This is a genomic window from bacterium, from assembly GCA_024224155.1.
In the GTDB taxonomy this organism is placed as follows: domain Bacteria; phylum Acidobacteriota; class Thermoanaerobaculia; order Multivoradales; family JAHEKO01; genus CALZIK01.
Genome location: JAAENP010000289.1, coordinates 1 through 17092 on the forward strand (window position 1 = coordinate 1; position 17092 = coordinate 17092).

14 protein-coding genes and 1 riboswitch are annotated in these 17092 nt (G+C 65.3%); of the genes, 10 read left to right on the forward strand and 4 right to left on the reverse strand.

The window, feature by feature from the left end; translation table 11 throughout:
• Positions 1-229 precede the first annotated feature (229 nt).
• Positions 230-982 (forward strand): enoyl-CoA hydratase/isomerase family protein, encoded by a 753-nt coding sequence (locus tag GY769_15020; GenBank protein ID MCP4203233.1) that lies wholly within the window; start codon positions 230-232, stop codon positions 980-982.
• Between the two features lie 19 nt (positions 983-1001).
• Here GY769_15020 and GY769_15025 read toward each other — a convergent pair whose 3' ends face one another.
• The gene (locus GY769_15025; GenBank protein MCP4203234.1) at positions 1002-1187 is read right to left on the reverse strand and encodes a hypothetical protein; all 186 of its coding nucleotides are present in this window, start codon (positions 1185-1187) and stop codon (positions 1002-1004) included.
• A gap of 103 nt (positions 1188-1290) precedes the next feature.
• On the opposite strand from GY769_15025, the gene GY769_15030 reads away from it, so the two are divergent.
• The 6 genes from GY769_15030 (at position 1291) to GY769_15055 (ending at position 6046) form a co-directional block, all read left to right on the forward strand.
• On the forward strand, positions 1291-1569 hold the full coding sequence (locus GY769_15030) for an MTH1187 family thiamine-binding protein (protein ID MCP4203235.1): 279 nt from the start codon (positions 1291-1293) through the stop codon (positions 1567-1569).
• A gap of 136 nt (positions 1570-1705) precedes the next feature.
• Positions 1706-2083: a GntR family transcriptional regulator gene (locus GY769_15035; GenBank protein ID MCP4203236.1), complete on the forward strand. Its 378-nt coding sequence runs from the start codon at positions 1706-1708 to the stop codon at positions 2081-2083.
• Positions 2080-3228, forward strand: coding sequence for a slipin family protein (locus tag GY769_15040; GenBank protein ID MCP4203237.1), 1149 nt, complete (start codon positions 2080-2082; stop codon positions 3226-3228). Before GY769_15035 ends, GY769_15040 begins: the two co-directional genes overlap by 4 nt.
• Entirely contained in the window at positions 3225-3752 is a 528-nt protein-coding gene (locus GY769_15045; GenBank protein MCP4203238.1) for an HXXEE domain-containing protein, read from the forward strand. Before GY769_15040 ends, GY769_15045 begins: the two co-directional genes overlap by 4 nt.
• Positions 3749-5266: a PQQ-binding-like beta-propeller repeat protein gene (locus tag GY769_15050; protein ID MCP4203239.1), complete on the forward strand. Its 1518-nt coding sequence runs from the start codon at positions 3749-3751 to the stop codon at positions 5264-5266. Before GY769_15045 ends, GY769_15050 begins: the two co-directional genes overlap by 4 nt.
• A gap of 300 nt (positions 5267-5566) precedes the next feature.
• Positions 5567-6046 carry a hypothetical protein gene (locus tag GY769_15055; GenBank protein MCP4203240.1) on the forward strand — a complete coding sequence of 160 codons (480 nt, stop codon included), beginning with the start codon at positions 5567-5569 and terminating at the stop codon, positions 6044-6046.
• 36 nt (positions 6047-6082) lie between these two features.
• On the opposite strand, the gene GY769_15060 is transcribed toward GY769_15055, so the two are convergent.
• The 3 genes from GY769_15060 to GY769_15070 all read right to left on the reverse strand — a co-directional run bounded on the left by GY769_15060 (position 6083) and on the right by GY769_15070 (position 9507).
• Positions 6083-7579: a hypothetical protein gene (locus GY769_15060; protein ID MCP4203241.1), complete on the reverse strand. Its 1497-nt coding sequence runs from the start codon at positions 7577-7579 to the stop codon at positions 6083-6085.
• A 20-nt stretch (positions 7580-7599) separates the two neighbouring features.
• Positions 7600-9033: a serine hydrolase gene (locus tag GY769_15065; GenBank protein MCP4203242.1), complete on the reverse strand. Its 1434-nt coding sequence runs from the start codon at positions 9031-9033 to the stop codon at positions 7600-7602.
• A 105-nt stretch (positions 9034-9138) separates the two neighbouring features.
• A complete protein-coding gene (locus GY769_15070) occupies positions 9139-9507 on the reverse strand; it encodes a PAS domain-containing protein (protein ID MCP4203243.1) in 369 nt (122 codons plus the stop codon).
• 52 nt (positions 9508-9559) lie between these two features.
• A riboswitch (cyclic di-GMP riboswitch) is annotated at positions 9560-9669 on the reverse strand.
• A 173-nt stretch (positions 9670-9842) separates the two neighbouring features.
• Between GY769_15070 and GY769_15075 the strand changes: the two genes are divergently transcribed.
• The 3 genes from GY769_15075 (at position 9843) to GY769_15085 (ending at position 16958) form a co-directional block, all read left to right on the forward strand.
• Entirely contained in the window at positions 9843-11678 is a 1836-nt protein-coding gene (locus GY769_15075; GenBank protein ID MCP4203244.1) for a VCBS repeat-containing protein, read from the forward strand.
• 231 nt (positions 11679-11909) lie between these two features.
• Entirely contained in the window at positions 11910-15188 is a 3279-nt protein-coding gene (locus tag GY769_15080; GenBank protein ID MCP4203245.1) for a CSLREA domain-containing protein, read from the forward strand.
• Positions 15189-15344: 156 nt separating this feature from the next.
• On the forward strand, positions 15345-16958 hold the full coding sequence (locus tag GY769_15085; GenBank protein ID MCP4203246.1) for a S8 family serine peptidase: 1614 nt from the start codon (positions 15345-15347) through the stop codon (positions 16956-16958).
• Positions 16959-17092 lie beyond the last annotated feature (134 nt).

Sequence of the window (17092 nt, forward strand, 5' to 3'; positions counted from 1 at the left end):
CAGTCTCCGCGAGGTTCCAGAATCATGAGTTTGTGCGCCGGAGAGGACCGGTGGCCGAGAGGCGCGCTTCGTCAATCTAGCATGGGCTCCGCGCAGGACCGGTGCCGGATTCCACTCGAGTACCGTAGCAATCGGCGCCCGGGAGGGGCGCCGAGGCCGGCTCTCCTGCTTCCGTAAGGACTGGACGCGTGCGTTCGATGGGCTACCATCGGCAAGAGAGGATGGGCCGATGAGCTCCTGGAGTCTCGAGATCGACGAGAGAATCGCTACGCTGGCCCTCGGCCGGGGCAAGGTCAACGCGCTCAACGAGGAAACCGTCGAGGAGCTCGCGAAGCACCTCCCCATTCTCGCTGCCGACGCCGGTGTCCGGGGCGTGATCCTGACCGGACGCGGCAGCTTCTTCTCTTTCGGATTCGATATCCCGGAGTTCCATTCCTATTCGCGGCAGGACTTTACCCGTTTCCTCGAGAAGTTCACCGGGCTCTACACAGCGCTCTTTGTCTTCCCCAAGCCCGTCGTCGCCGCCCTCAACGGTCACACCATCGCAGGTGGATGCATGCTGGCGCTGGCCTGCGATCGGCGTCTCATGGTGGAAGGGCGAGCTAAGATCTCCTTGAACGAGATTACCTTCGGTGCGTCGATCTTCGCGGGCAGCGCCAGCATGCTGACGAGCCTGGTGGGCCGCAAGAGTGCCGAGACTGTTCTCTTCTCGGGAGCCATGCTCGACGCGGGCCACGCCCAGCAGCTCGGACTGATCGATCAGGTGACCGACCCTGACGATCTCGCCTCTAGCGCCCGGGCCGTGTGCACGAGCCTGGCGGCGGCCGACCCGGTTGCCTTCCGAAGCCTCAAGCGGCTCGTTCGGGGCCCGATCGCCGAGCGCATGAAAGCGCGCGAAGCCGAATCGATCCGCGAGTTCGTGGATATCTGGTACTCGGACGACACCCGGCGGCGGCTCGAGGAGATCCGCATCCGTTCCTGACGAGGAACGGCTCTGAGGTTCAATCGATGACGGAGCGCCGCAGAACCTCGAGCACCCGGACAAGAACGGCCTTGCGCTCCTTCAACATCTCGCGAAACTCCAGGCGGTCGGTATCCGAGATCTCCATCCGTAGGTCGGAGAGATAGCTGTCGAGAACCGTACAGAGGATCTGCCGCTCATTGTCATCGAGGTCGAGCTGGATCACGTGAGCCTCCTTCCCCGGCTTTTCTACGATGCCCGCGCGTTTCGGGCAATACCCGCCGGGGTGGTGTCCTCCCGCCTTCCCCCGGCGCTATGATGATTGACCAATGAAGGCAGTCGCAGAGATCCAGGTCGTTCCGATCGGCGTCGGCGTCTCCGTGCGGGCCCAGGTTCGCCGCGCCCAAGAGCTCATCCGTGAATCGGGCCTCGTCGTGCAGGAGCACTCCTTCGGCACCAATGTCGAGGGCGATCTCGAGGCCATCCTCGACGTCGTCGAGCTCATCCACGAGGTGCTGCACGCCGAGGGAGCTCCGCGGCTCTCGACTTCTATCAAGCTCGGTACGCGCACCGACAAACAGCCCGACCTCGCTTCGAAGCTGCGCTGACGGCATAGCCGGGGCCCCGGGGGTCCACGCGGTTGCGCCCGGGGATCCTCGGCTTGACACTTGGCGAGTCGAGGTGTACTATTGTTCTAGTGGACTAGTACTTACGAACACTCAGGCCTTTCCAGGAAGTCACCGTTTGAAGATCCAGATCGACACTAAGAGCGGCGTCCCCTTCTACCGGCAGATCATCGAGCAGGTCAAGATCGCCGTTGCCCGCGGCCTCCTGAGCCCTGGGCACCGCCTACCGACCGTCCGCCAGCTGGCGGTCGACCTCGCCGTCAACCCCAATACCGTGGTTCGCGCTTACCGGGAGCTCGAGATCGAGCGGGTAATAGACACTCAGCAGGGCTCGGGCACCTTTGTCGGCAAAGAGCGCCCTGAGATCGACGATCTCGAGCGCCGCCGAATGCTCGACCAGATTCTCACCGAACTGCTGGCCCGCGCCTCGTCTTACGGCTTCTCGCCCGAGGATGTCTTCGAGGGCCTGCGCCAGCGCAAGGAGGAACCGTCATGACCCCAAAAACCACCGGCTCCGAATTAGGCAAGGCCCTCTGGGCCCGCTCGCTCGAGAGGTTCGCCACCACGGCGCGCGCGGACCTCCGGTTCGCCCCGCTCAACGTCTTCCTGCTCGTCGTGATCTTCGCGTTCGGCCTGGCGGTCCACCTGAGTCTCTACCCGTTTACGGTCGATGCCGTCGCCCTCTGTCTCGGCTCGGCTTTGGTCCTCGCCATCTGTATCAGGACGGCTCAGGTCTGGGAGGCGGTGGTCATCTTGGGCACGGCCGACTGCCTGCTGATCTACCTCAGGCTCCGACCCGACAGCGAGGTGCTGCTGGTGACCGTGGTGCTGGCGCTGCTGATCGCGCCCTCCGTGCAGATCGCCTATCAATGGGAGAAGGCCGTGGTCCTGCGCTTCGGACGCTTTCGCGGCCTTCGCTCCTCTGGACTCTTTCTGATCTTCCCGGTGATCGACAAAGTGGCCCAGTTCGTCGATCAGCGAATCCGGGTCAGTGACTTCTCCGCCGAGACCACTCTCACTGCCGACACCGTCCCGGTCAACGTCGACGCCATCGCATTCTGGATGGTCTGGGACGCCGAGAAGTCCGTCCTCGAGGTGGAGCACTACGCCAAAGCCGTCATCCTGTCGGCGCAGACCGCGTTGCGCAACGCCATCGGCAAGCACGATCTGGCCGAGCTTCTCTCGGAGCGCGACCGGTTGGGCGGCGAGATCCAGGCAGTTCTCGACGACAAGACCAGCGCCTGGGGAATCACTACGCAGGCGGTGGAGATCCGCGACATCATCATTCCCAAGGGCCTCGAGGACGCCATGTCACGCCAGGCGCAGGCCGAACGTGAGCGCCAGAGCCGCATCATCCTGGGCACCGCCGAAACCGAGATCGCCGAGAAGTTCGCCCGCGCGTCCGAGCACTACCGCGACAACCCGGTTGCGCTCCATCTGCGGGCGATGAACATGGTCTACGAAGGGCTGCGACAGAAGGGCTCGATGATCATCGTCCCCTCCACCGCCGTCGAGACTATGGGCCTCGGAGCTCTTGGTGGGCTGACCGCCTTCGACCACGGCGCGCCCAAGGAGAGCGCCCAGACAACGGAGCCATCCGGGCTTCCCGAAGGTGTCTCGGCAGAGGGCGGTGAGTCGTGAGCCGCTCTCTCGTCAACGCTGCCTCAGACAAGGGGCTCGTTCACTCGCGCACCTCCTCACCGGCACGGACTCGCTCAGATCCCAACAAGCCGTGGCGACTCGCATGGCTCTTGCTGACCATAGCCCTGGCGGCGCACGTGCTCGACGAAGCCCTGACCGACTTTCTTTCGGTCTACAACCCCGCGGTCGCGACTCTTCGGGACACCGTGCCCTGGTTGGCTCTCCCCAGCTTTAGCTTCGGCGCGTGGATCACCGGTCTCGGAATCGGAATTCTCGTGCTGGCGGCGCTCACGCCCCTTGCTCGCGGCGACAGGCCTTGGATGCGGCGCCTGTCGTACGTCTACGGAATCATCATGACGCTGAACGGCCTGGGTCATATGGGCGCCTCGTTGGTGCTGGGCCGCTGGATGCCCGGCGTCGTCTCCTCGCCGTTTTTGCTGGCGGCCGCGCTCTTCCTGCTCGTGAGCGTGCCGGAGCGGCCACAGCCCGCGACGCCCGTCGATCGGGAGAGCTCGGGTCGATGACCAGGGTCCGCTGGTGGCCTGCGGCGGTCATTCTCACTCTGGTGACGATTCGCCTGGCCGTTATCTGGCTCGGCGACGCGCCCAGCACCCAGGCGCGCGTGGTGCCCACGCTCAAGGTTATGGTCCTCGCCGCCGCCCTGTTCTTCATGTGGGCGCTACTGTTTTCGCGGTTGAAGGGCCGCACTCGGTTGGTCATCCTGCTGGTGGTGCTCCTTGCCGGCGGCGTTCTGGGGTCCACGGTCCGGATTACTGGCGTCAGCGGCAACGTGGTGCCCATCCTGGCTTGGCGCTGGGCCGGCGACCAGGCTCTCGAGGATCCCCTTGGACCGGTCTTGGTCACCGACCGAATCTCCCTCCTGGGGGACTATCCACAGTTCTACGGCCCGCGGCGCGATGCCACGCTCCCGGGTCCGCGCCTGGCCCGAGACTGGCGGTCGAGCCCGCCGCGCCAGCTCTGGCGTCGAGACGTGGGTGAAGCCTGGTCGGCCTTTGCCGTCGTCGGTTCTGCGGCGATTACCCAGGAGCAGCGCGGCGAAGAGGAAGTTGTGGTTCGCTATGACCTGGAGTCCGGCCGACAGGTTTGGGTTCATGCCGACCGCACGCGGTTGGAGACGACCGTCGGTGGCAGAGGCCCCAGGGCGACGCCGACGATCGCCGAAGGCCGTGTCTACTCCCTGGGCGCGACCGGCATCCTCAACTGTCTCGATCTCGAAAGCGGTGACCTCATTTGGTCGCGCGACCTAGTCGACGATAATCAGGCGCGTCTCGCCGACTACGGGATGCCGTCGTCCCCGTTGCTGGTCGACGATCTCGTGGTCGTCCAGTTGGCGCGGGTGGGCAGCTCCCTGGTTGCCTACCGCCGGACCGACGGCGAGCCGGTCTGGCGGGCGGGCCAGGACTCGGGAAGCTACAGCTCGCCGATACTGGCCACGGTGGCCGGGATCAGGCAGCTTGTGATCGTCAACCAAAGAAGCATCGCCGGCCATCTGCCCGAAAGCGGCGAAATGCTCTGGCGCGAGGAATGGCTCCATGCGGGCGAAAAGGTCACGCCACCCCTGCTCCTCGGTGACGATCGACTCTTGATCTCGGCGGGCTACGGAGCGGGCAGTCGCCTCTTGCGCCTCCGTGCAGACGGGAGGGGCCTGGCCATCGAGGAGCTGTGGAATAGCCTCCGCTTGAAGTCCAAGTTCGCCTCCATGGTGCTCCACGAGGGCACGGTCTACGGGCTCGACGACGGCATCCTCACCGCTCTCGACCCCGAAAGCGGCGAGCGGCTCTGGAAACGCGGGCGGTACGGTCACGGTCAGATGATCCTGGTCGGCGACCTTTTGTTGATCCAGTCGGAAAAGGGCGATGTGGCATTGGTCGAACCGACGCCGCAGGAGCATCGCGAGCTCGCGCGCTTCGAAGCGCTGAGCGGCAAGACCTGGAACCCACCTGCGCTTGCCGGTCGCCACCTGCTGGTCCGCAACAATCGGGAGGCGGCCTGCTACGAGCTCCCGGTCGAGTCCTGAGTCTTCTTCCTGTCTAGTTGCGGGCCTTCTTCCCTGATGCGATCGAGCGAAGCAACAGAGTAGGTGGCGGCTCCAGCCCACCCCGTCGAGTGTTGACTGGCGTAGGCCCGGTCGGGAACTTGCATACCAGAGGCAGTGGCCGGGGAGCGCCTCCGATTGAGCGCAACCGAAATGTGCGGGATCACCGGCCCTCTCGACGAGCGCGGTGGTCTGAATCGGGGCCACATCTCTGGGGCTCTCTCCGAGTCAGGTGAGTAGGCGCCTTTGAGCAATTGACTCGTCCTTGGAAAGGAGAGGACCATGAACCGACTTGGAATCGTCAGCTGCATCGCCTTCGCGCTCGTGTCGCTCCCCGCAACGATCGCCACGGCCGGCCACCTTCCCCTCGATGCCGTCGGCGCCCTGCACCAGTATTGCGCCGACCAGAGCTTCACGCCCCATAAGAACCTGATCGTCATGCGGCAGGTGATGATGACCGATGAGCTCGCCACCTTCGGCGGGACCCTCTTCGCGGGCATCTACACGCCGCAAGTTCCGCCCTCCGGCGACCCCGGAAGGATTACCGTGCGGGTCAGGGTGAGAAGAGCGGACGGGAGCCGGGAGAAGCTCGGGAAGATGGTCGCGCACCAAGGCGCTGATGGCGTCGCCGAGGCCGAGATGTATCTTCCCGTCGCCATCCGCGAGGGAGACACTGTCCTCTGGAGATGGCGCTTCCGAAACTTCGCCAACCTCGGCGCCGACGAGTGCTTCATGTTGATCGGCGCAACGGTCAGACCGTAATTACGTCGCTTGCGTCGGTAGACCGGCTCGATTCCCTTATCGATCGCGCCGCGGCTGCGGATCCAGGGGCTCGAGCGTCCGCCCGGCCAGTGCCGGATGGTGCGGCGGGATATGGGTGGCTCGAAACACGGAGTACGGCGGATCGCCGGCCGGATTCGGCGCATTGCCGGAGTAAGGATTCAGATAGCTCCAGACGATGTCGCCTTCCCGAGTGACCTCGAAGAAACGACCGTCGGGACCGGAACAGATCAGCGTGTTGCCATTCATCAACCGCTGGGCGCCGGAGATGAAGTCGGCATAGAAGGACTCCGGGGGCTCTGCCGTGTACTGCCAGACCGGCCCCTCCGGAGGAAACGCGCCTCCCGGGTGGCGCCGGTAGCGCCCGTCGGCGTCGACCGGCGGGGCGATCTCGAGCACCGAGGAGTAGCCGTCACCTGGTCGGCCGGCACCGTTGTTGAACACCAGCAGGTTGCCGGCTCCAGGATGGCCCGGCGGGATCCAGCTCGCGTCATGCTGCGCGAAGAGCTGCCGATCCTCGTGGGTGCCCCCGTCGAAGACCTGGGGATTGCCCCAGCGGTACAGAAGGTCCCCACCTCGGCCGGCGCGACCGCCGGTGTGACCGGACGCCTCGCGCGTGCTGGTGGAGTGGTCGAGGATCCAGATCTCGCTGTATTGATTGACGCTGAGGAGGATCTGATCGAGCCGAAGGTTGTAGGCAATCGAGTTGGTGTGGACGAAATCGGCGGCCGCGTCCGCCAGGGTGCCGTCCCGGCCTAGGTAGCCCAGCGCCTTCAGACGGCTCAGCAGTGCCTCACTGGGCCGCTCCGGACCCCGACCGGCATTGAGATCGACGAGCCCGGGGTGCTCACTCAATCTGCCGAAGTTGGCCAAGGCGGGGTCATGGTCCTGGATCAGGTGATCCCAAAGGTGCCACTCCCAGACGACTCGAGCGTCGTCGGGCGGCCGGGGCTCGACCTCCAGCACCGCATCCGGCCAAAGCCCGCCGAGGCCCAGAAGATCGGACCGTCGTCCCGCCCGCCGGGCCTCGCCGGGACTCTTGTTCTCCCAGACGATGAGCAGCACATTGCCGTTCGGCAGCGGTTCAATATCGTGGTGCTGCACCCGGCCCGCGCTCGCCGCCACCCAGTCCCACACCAACTCGCCGTCCCAGTCGAACTCTTGGAGCCGCCCCCCCTGGCCACCGCCCCGGAAGGGCACGCCCGGGTGCCGCGCCGTGCGCAGTAGATGGCCGTTGTTGAGCAGATAGACCGAGACCCCGGGCGGCAGTTCGCTCTCCCAGGTGTGCACCGCCCGCCCCTGCTTGTCCACCAGGTAGGTGACGGTCGACAAGAGCGGCGAGAAGAGAACGTAGCCGTCCGCCGCCCGGCTGTCGAGCTCTCGAGCATCGAGCAAGCCGATCCCTCGCACGCGCTCCACCTTACCGGTGTCGTCGCGTCCGGGCGCACATCCGAGGCCTGTCGCCGCTAGGCATGCCAACAAGAGTCCGGGGATGACGCGGCTGAACGGCCTCAAGCCCGCTCCTCCCGGAGTCGCTACTTCACCACGACCTTCTTGCCGACCTTGAGGTTGTTCTCACGGTCGAGATCGTAGTTGCTCTTGTCCTGATCGGCGACGGTCACCAGATAGTACGTGCCGGGCGGCACGTCCTCCGGCACGGCGGCCTTGAGCCGCGCACCCTTCTTCTTCCCCGCCGCGAGACCGTTGACTTTCGCCTTTCCCAACCACCAGGCGCTCTGATCGAGGGTTTTCTCGGGCGCCAGATAGAAATCCACCGAGGTGGCGAGCGACCGGTCGGGGCTGGCATTCTTCAACTTCGCCACCAGGCGCAGAGTCTCGCCCGGGGCGACACGGCGCGGCTTGGCCTTGGCACGCAAGGTTCGCAGGTCGATGATCTCTCTTCCGGTCAGAATGATCTCGAGAAGCGGTGCGGTCTCGAGAATGTCCAGGTCTCCGCCGGCCGGAACGTCGACCCCGCACGCCGCGACGATCTCGGCGTCCGGGAGCACCAGGATCGCTTGGCCGCCGTAGCCGCTGGCGGCGTAGCCCCAAAGCGGCCTCAGCCGAGGATCATGCAAGAAGAGCTGAAAGAACTCCGGTTCGTACGTCCACCACATGTAGCCGTACCCGCGCCCGACCGCCTCGCTTTGAGAGTACGCCCGGGTGCTCTCCGCGACCCACTCCTCGGGGATGATCTGACGATCGCCCCAGCGGCCGTTCTGCAGGAAGAGCTGGCCGAAGCGAGCCCGGTCTCGAGTCGTCATCCTGAAGGTGTAGCAGGGGTGCTCCGAGAACGGCTCGTAGGCGTAGTGGCAGGTCACCGGCGTGAAGTCCTGCATGCCGATGTGGCGGCCGATCCTGTTCTGAAACTCCTCGAAGATATCGACGCCAGTCTCCTGCCGGAATATCGTGCCGAGGGCGTTGAAGTCCCAGTTGTTGTAGTACCAAAAGGTGTCGGGCGGATGCGAGCCCCGAGGCGGACGCGCAGCCTTCATCTCCGGCGCTTCACAGGCCGCCTCGATGTAGATGCCGGATCTCGCTTTGATGAGATGGCGCACCTTCGCTTGCTTCTCGGCCGGGGTCAATGCCGTCGAGTCGTCGATGTCGAGCTCCTCCAAGGTCATGTCGAGATCGATGTTGCCGTTGGCGACGTGGATGCCGTACAGAGCGCTCAAGAAGCTCTTGCGCATCGAGTGACACCAGAACGGCGAGGTCTCGCGCCCGAAGCTCGCCAGGATCTTGCCCTTGAAGACCATGACGAAGGCCCCGATCGGGGCATCGGGCAGGCCCTGCCAATGCTGCTCGGCGGCCGCGATTGCTGCCGACGAGAAACCCGCTTCTTCCGGACTCCCCCACCTCTCCCAATCTCCATCGGCAGCCTCGGCGGCAGACGAATGGAGCGCGATCGGCCCGATCAGCGTGGCCGCGGTGAGGATCGCGGCGATATGAACTCGGCGCTGTTTGCGCATGTGCCCCTCCTTGTCTGGAGACGCGACATTGGCTGCGATAGTCCGCAAGGGCACGCCGAAGTCGCTGCTGGACGGCCTCTGCATGGTTTCAACGAGCCAGATCGGCTAGATGAGGTGGACGATCTCTCTTTTGCCGGACTCTCCCTGCACTACGTAGGTCGATAGGTGGACCCGAGTCGCCTTGCCCGAGGCGCTGCGGAAGAGCGTCTCGGCCTCGCCAATCGGGCGAAGGAGCATCTGCTCTCGGTTGACCGGCTCTTCTTGCGGCGCGATGTAAGGACAGTTCTGGGCGCAGAAGCGCCCGCCGGCCGGGTCTTGGCCCTTCAGCACCGTCCAGCAGCGCCGGCCGACAATGTCGGAGCTGCTGTAGCCCAAGCGGTTCGTAGCCGCCTCGTTCCAGGCGATCATCCTGCCTTCTGCATCTACCGCGAACGCGGCACCGCTCGCGGTCGCAACGACCTTCGCACCGTTCATGGTCTCTCCTTTCGCGCTTGCGATGGAGCATTACGTGCCGCCCCATCCGCCCTTCGGCAGCTCGGCGGTCTTGCGATCTTCGTGCGGGGAAAGCCGTCGCGGAGGAAGCGAGGACCCGCGGCTTTGCGCCCCTGGGTTTCCCCAGGTATGCCCTTATCGAGGCAATTCAGAATGTTACGCTCTCCTTGCGCGAGCTGCGCCACCCCAACGGGCAGGGGGGTCCAGCCAAAGAGAGGCGCGAATGAAGAAGGGGCTAGTTCGGGCGGCCTCCGGCTTGCGCCGGCGTGTGGCCTGCTGCATAGCCCGACCCAAGCGGGATCGCCACCCTGGGAAAAATGCTCGCTTTCCCGTTTCGCACGGTGTCGCCGGAGCGTCCGTTCGTGGCTCTTTTCGCGGCGTGCGCGCTCTGCATGTCGATGCCTGTGACCACACCGGCCACCGCGCAGGTCTCCTTCACTCGTAACTACGTCGATCTGGCCTACGGCGGCAACGGCCGTCCGGGCTGGGTCCGAGCCGGCGACATGGACGGCGACGGTGACCTCGACATCGTCGCCGGTGGCGGCAACGCTCTTTTCATATATGAGAACGATCCGGCCACGCCCGGCTGGGCGCGCCACGGCACACTCGACGGTACGGGACAGATGGGCGCCAACGGCGCAGTGCTCTTCGACGTCGATGACGATAGCGATCTAGACGTCGTTTGTGCCAAGTACAAGAGCGACCTCGGCTGGTGGGAAAACCCGGGCGGAGTCCTCACGACTGCGTCGTGGACCTTCCACAAGATCTCGACCGAGAGCCGCTACCTGCACGACGTCATCCGGGCCGACCTCGACGGGAACGGCGTTGCCGAGGAGTTCATCGCCAACCTGAACCAGGGCTACTGGAACTCTCGAATAACGATCAAATGGCTGACGCCCGCGGCGGTTCCGACGGACCTGTGGCCGTCACACACGATCGAGGCCGATCGACTCGAGGGTGCTCCCCACGGACACGCCGGTCTCGACACGGGAGACGTTGACGCTGACGGCCACGTCGACGTCTCCTACGCCAACGGCTGGTACGAGGCACCCGACGATCCGGCCGGCTCGTGGACCTGGTACCAGGTCACCGACATCTACGGCATCTCGAACTCCCTCGTCCGGGATATGGACAAGGACGGCAACCCGGACCTCGTGATGTCGGCCGGTCATCACGGTACCGGCATCGCCTGGTTCGAGGCCCCAGACAACCCGCCGGGCCCGGCTGCCGGTGCGTGGCTCCGCCACGACGTCGACCCGGCTGTCCATCACCCGGAGTGCCTCGCCGTTGTCGACCTCTTCGGCGACGGCGATCCGGACATCATCTCCTGTGATCTCTTCTTCGGCGAAGACCCCGGCGAACCCGGCTGGGACGAGGAGGTCCACAACGTCTATGTGTACGAGAACCTGGGAGGGGCGAGCACCTGGACAAAGCACTCGATCGCACCCGATTCCTACCCCAGCCATCTGCTCCAGATGGTGGATTTGAACGCGGACGGGCGTACCGACATCCTTAGCGAAGCGACGGGAACCTCGGTGGTGACCTACTATGAAAACACCACACCGGGCACCGTTTGCCAAGATGACCTTTACGAGCCCGACGACGTCTGCGCCACGGCTGGCACACTTCCCGGAGAGGTCTTCCAGACTCACGCCCTCTGCGATGAAGACTGGGTCGAGCTCGCCGTGACCGACGAGGCGACCTACGAGGTTCGGACCACCAACCTGTGGTCGGGGACCGATACACTCATCGAGCTCTACGGCCAGGCGTGCAGTGACTACGTGTCGAGCGACGACGACTCCGGACCAGGCGTGAGCTCGCTGCTGGTCTGGGCGGCGACGTTCTCCGGCACCTACCGGGCGCGAGTACTCGCCGCAGGTGGCAACTACGCCGCAGGCAACGCCTACGACCTTGTCTACGAGTGCATTCAGGATTGCGGTCTTTGCACCGGGCTCGACCACCTCATTCTTTCCACCGGCACGGTTGTAGGCGTTGTCGTCGAGGAGGCCTGCCAGACGATCACCGCCGGGTCCGACTATGGTGTGGGCCCCACCGGAGACCTCACCCTCCGCGCCGGCGACCTGGTGACCCTCAGCGAGGGTTTCTCGGCGAGCGGCGAGCTCACGATCGAGCTCGACCTCTCCCTTCGTTGACCGCGCGGCGCCAAACCGGAAACCTATTCCGAGTTGGGAAAAAAAGGACCCTCAGAGACCGGCCAAGCGGCCTCGCGCAGCCGGCGACAAGCGATCTTTCCAAGCCCTAGGCGACCTTTTGGAGAAACCCTCTCGGATCTCTCGTTGGGCACAGTGCTTGCGTGTTGACTGTCCAGGTAGAAGCACGCCGAGCCGAGAGCGCGCGAGATGGGCCGCCCAAAGGAGGCTTCGATGTCACGACATCCCGATTCTCCCTGCAACTCGCACTGGCATGACGCTCGACGGGCGCCGATCCAGCCGGTCCTGGCTCTCACTTTGCTGCTCTTTCACGGAGGGCTCGCTACCGAGGCTTCGCAGCTGGTTTCGTGGCGTGAAGTCTCTTCCGATCGGCCGAAGTCGACGGTCGACTCGGTCGGTCAGGGACTCGAGCCGCTGGGGCTGGCGTCCGCCGACTTCGACGAGAACGGGGCGCCGGACCTGGTCGTTGCCTACGGCGGTGGCGACGAAGGCGCCGTCGCGCTCTATCGCGGCAACATCGACGCGCTCTTTCCTAACAGCCCGGGAGCTCGCCGGCGCCGCTCGAGCGACGGATGGACCGCCGCTCCCTTCGCGCCGGAGCCACTCCTCGTAAGTGTGCCGCGGCCCTCGAGAGTTGCGGCGGGCGACTTCGACGCGGACGGACACGCCGACGCGCTGTTGAGCAGCGCGGACGGCAACCGGCTGATCCTCCTGGCGGGTGACGGACGGGGCGGGTTTCGGACTCCCGTGGAACGTCGCCTCCCGGGCCGCACTACCGCCTGGGCCACCGGCGAGATCGATCGACGAGACGGCTTGCCGGACGTCGCCCTCGCCCTCAATCTCGAACAAGGACAGGGCTCACGGATTCTGGTGCTGAGCTCCCCCCAAGGAGCCTGGGCAACCGAGGGCGAGGCGATCGACTCCGCCCTACTCGCAGCCGACCTCGCGCTGGTCCGGATCGACCGTGACCCCCTGCCGGATCTGGTCATAGCCGGCGAGCGCGAGCTCCTGGTGCTGGCGGGGCGCGAGCGCTCAGCGGTCACCAACTCTCAGCCGCGCCGGGTCGTGACGTACCAGCCGCTGCCGGCGAAGATGATCGCACTCGCCACCGGGGATTTCCTGGGAGACCGGGCGCGCCGTGCCGAGATCGCGGCTGCACTGGACGACGGCCGGCTGCTCGTGATCGCCGATCGGCGCGCTCGTGAGACAACACGAACCGAAGGTGCGGGGCTCGGGAGCTCTGCGCCGTCGCCGGCCTTTGCCACCGGACTTGGGCTCGTTGAGCGGGATAATCTTCTCGACGGACCTGCTTTCGACCCGGTTGGGCCGGTTTTGTTCGAGAGGATGGATCTAGGAGACCTGACCGCCGGCCGGCTCTCTTCGGACCACGCCACCAAGCTTTTCAGCGCGCGGGTTGCAGGGGGTTCGGCGGAGGATCTGCTCCTGCTGCCCGCAAGCGGCGCTGGTCTCGAGTCGATCTCCCTGCGCGCGACGGCCGCGGGCTCCGACCTGGCGCGGGCCGGGATCCTGGATTCGGCCATTGGACGCATCGTCGACCTTTTGCCGATGCGTCTCAATGCCGACGCGGTCCCCGACTTCGTCGCTCTGGAAGCCGGCCGAATCGCACCTAGGATCTTCGCTACCAACGGCCTCACCGCGCTGGCCGTCAACTCCACGGAGGACTCGGACGACGGCTCGTGCGATCCGGCGCCGGGTGGCGACTGCACCCTGCGCGAGGCGATCAACGCCGCCAACTCTATGGCCGGCCTCGACACCATCGACTTCTCCGGGCTCTCGTCGGGCGACCAGACCATCGCCGTCGGCGCGGCGCCGGACTTCCTTGGAGCGCTTCCCATCGTTACCGATCCACTGGTCCTCGACGGGACGACTCATCCCGACGGCCGGGTCGAGCTCGATGGCACGGCGGCTGGCCTGACCACCAACGGTCTTCAGATCAATGCCGGCATGTCGACCGTCCGCGGCTTCGTGATCAATCGTTTCAGCCCCTTCAGTGGCCTGGTGTTCTCGATCGGCGATGGCAATATCGCCGAAGGCAACCTCATCGGCACAGACGTCACCGGAATGCTCGATCTGGGCAATGGCGGTAACGGAGTGCTTCTGACCGAGAGTGCCGGCAACACGATCGGCGGTACCGCCGCGGCGGCCAGGAACGTGATCTCGGGCAACGAGTTTCCGGCCATCTCGCTCTCCGGTATCGGCGCGACCGGCAACACGGTTCAGGGGAACTTCGTCGGCACCGACGTCACCGGCGACGCGGCCCTGGGCAACACGACGAACAACCTTCAGATCATTCTCGGCGCCTCGAGCAACACGATCGGCGGCACGGCGGCAGGTGCCGGCAACGTGATCTCAGACAACCTCATGGCGGGCAATCCGGCCATCGCCGTGGTCGGAGACACCGGCGCCGGCGGCGGCACGCCCGTCGCGACGAGCGGCAACGTATTTCAGGGCAACCTGATCGGCACGGATCGCACCGGCACATTTGCCTTCGGCAACGCCAGCGTCGCTCTCTTCATCGCCAACAACGCCCCCGACAATACGATCGGCGGTAGCGCTCCGGGAGCGGGAAATGTGATCTCGGCGAGCGGCCTGGACGCGATACGGATCGGCAGTAGCACCACGACCGGAACCGCGATTGAGGGCAACCTCATCGGCACCGACCTGACGGGCAGCGCCGCCCTGGGAAACGGCAATCACGGCATCTTTCTCACGGTCTCGCCGAGCGGCACAACTATCGGCGGCGCGGCGGCCGGAAGTGGCAACCTCATCGCTTTCAACGCCCGCGACGGGATCTTCATCGATTCTGGCGTCGCCAACTCGGTCCAGGGCAACCGGATCTTCTCCAACGGCGAGCTGGCGATCGACCTCTGTGCCGACTTCGAAGCTGCCACGTCCAGCTGCCTGGACACGGTCGAGGTCACACCGAACGACGTTGACGACGCCGACGTCGGGGCCAACGACCTGCTGAACTTCCCCAGCCTCGACCTGGTCCTCGCTGGGACCGCGACCGTCGAAGGTAGGCTCGACGGCCTGCCGAGCACGGATTTCACGTTGCGGTTCTATTCCAACATGAGTTGTGACTCCTCCGGGCACGGAGAGGCCGAGACCTTCCTGGGAGACGCGCTGGTGACGACCGATGCGACCGGCGGAGCGTCGTTCGCGGTGCCGCTGGGCGTGCCGCTCTCGCCGGGGGAACAGCTGGCGGCAACCGCCACCGATTCGGGCGGCAGCACTTCTGAGCTCTCCGCCTGCCGGACTTCCTGTGGGGCGGCGCCCGATCTCGTGCTCGAGAATCAGACCGTCTCGACGGAGCAGGAGTTCACGGCGTGTGATTCGATCCTGGCCTTCAATGGCTTCGTTGTCGATGCCCTCGTTGCGCTGCGTGCGGGCCGCCTTGTGACGCTCGGAGACGGGTTTTCGACGGGCGCCGGAGCTGCGCTGACGGTGGCCGTCGATCCACTCGTGCAATAGCGATCGCGTCGGACGGTTGCTTTGAAGCGGCCAGGGCACCTCAATCGTCAGGAGTTCTACGTAGGACTCCTACCTACAGCGTGACGAGTGAATCGCTGATAGATAGCCGTCCGTCTATGAAGAAGGCTCCTACTGAGCGGCAAGGAGGTATTGCTCATGATCCAAAAGACTAGACGAGCAACGTTCTTCAGCGGCGTCGGCCTCGCGAGCCTGGTGGTCGCCACCATGTTGAGCGGGTTCATGCCCGGGAATGTCGGCGCTCCCGAGAGCTTCATCGTGCAAGCGAACGATGTCGAAACAGCGGCCGCAGCCGTCCTCGGCGTGGGGGCCGAGATCGACCGCGAGCTCGGCATCATCGACGCCGTTACCTCCCGCCTGACCGCAGAGCAGGCAGCCGAGCTGCAGGCGGCAACCCCGCCGATCCGGATACATGCCAACGGCGGAGTCCGGATCTCTGGAGATGGGGACGGAAACTCGATGGTGACCGACTACCCCACCCTCGTGCGGGCCGACCTGCTGCACGCCGAGGGGCTGACAGGCTTCGGCACGACGATCGCGATCGTCGACACCGGGTCCTGGCTGGGCAAAGGGATCAAAAAGAACGCGCAGGGCCAGCACCGGCTCCTCGCCCGTTTCGACGCTTTTCTGGACCGAGTCGAGACCCCAGCCGAGGAGCATGAGGATCTCAGCGGTCACGGATCGCACGTCACCGGCGTGGCGCTGAGCAGCCGGCAGGCCGACGGCAAGTTCAATGGCATCGCGCCTGACGCCGACTTGGTCGTCGTCGAGGCGTTCGATGCCGCGGGCGGCTCTACCTACGCGGACGTGATCAACGGCCTCGACTGGGTGGTCGCCAACAGAAACGCCTACGGCATCGGAGTGCTGAACCTGTCGTTCAGCGCGGCGCCGCGCTCTCACTACTGGGAGGACCCCCTGAATCAAGCGGTGATGGCCGCCTGGCAGGCCGGAATCGTCGTCGTGGCCTCGGCCGGCAACACCGGCCCGGACGCGATGACCATCGGCTCGCCGGGAAGCGTGCCCTACATCATCACCGTCGGGGCGATGACGGACAGCTATACCCCCGCCGATACCAGCGACGACCGGCTGACCTCTTTCTCCGCCGCGGGGCCGACCTACGATGCGTTTGTCAAGCCGGATCTGGTGGCGCCCGGCGGTCATATGATGAGCACGATCTGGCAGCACACCGAGCTCGCCGGCGACCACCCCGAGTACGTCGACGGCAAGTACTTCGAGATGTCGGGCACCTCACAGGCTGCAGCCGCGGTCAGTGGAATAGCCGCCTTGCTCCTGCAGGCGGAACCCGGCTTGACGCCGGACCAGGTGAAATGCCGGCTCTTGGCCTCCGCACGGCCCGCGGTCGATGATCTGGGTGCGCTCGCCTACAGCGTCTTTCAACAAGGTACCGGGCTCGTGGATGCCTACGACACTATCTACGGCTCCGCCAACGACTGCGCCAACGTCGGACTCGACGTCGATGCGGACCTCGACGGCACCGGGCACTTCATCGGCCGCGCTCAGCGTGCCGCGGACGGCAGCTTCTACATCGAGGGCCTGGCCGGCTACGTCTGGAACGACGGCTATGTCTGGAACGATGGCTATGTCTGGAACGATGGTTACGTCTGGAACGATGGTTACGTCTGGAACGATGGTTACGTCTGGAACGATGGTTACGTCTGGAATGATGGCTACGTCTGGAATGACGGACTGACGGAGCCGGCGACGATCAACGTCTGGGTCGAACAGGAGTAGGCGCCTGGAAGAGCTCGAGAAACTTCGGCCAAACGTCGGGATCACCCGGCTCCGGTGCCTGACAGCGGCGCTCGCGATACTCGTCACGGGCGCCGCGGCGGTGCGTAGTGAGCCCGGGACCGTCCGCTTTCGCC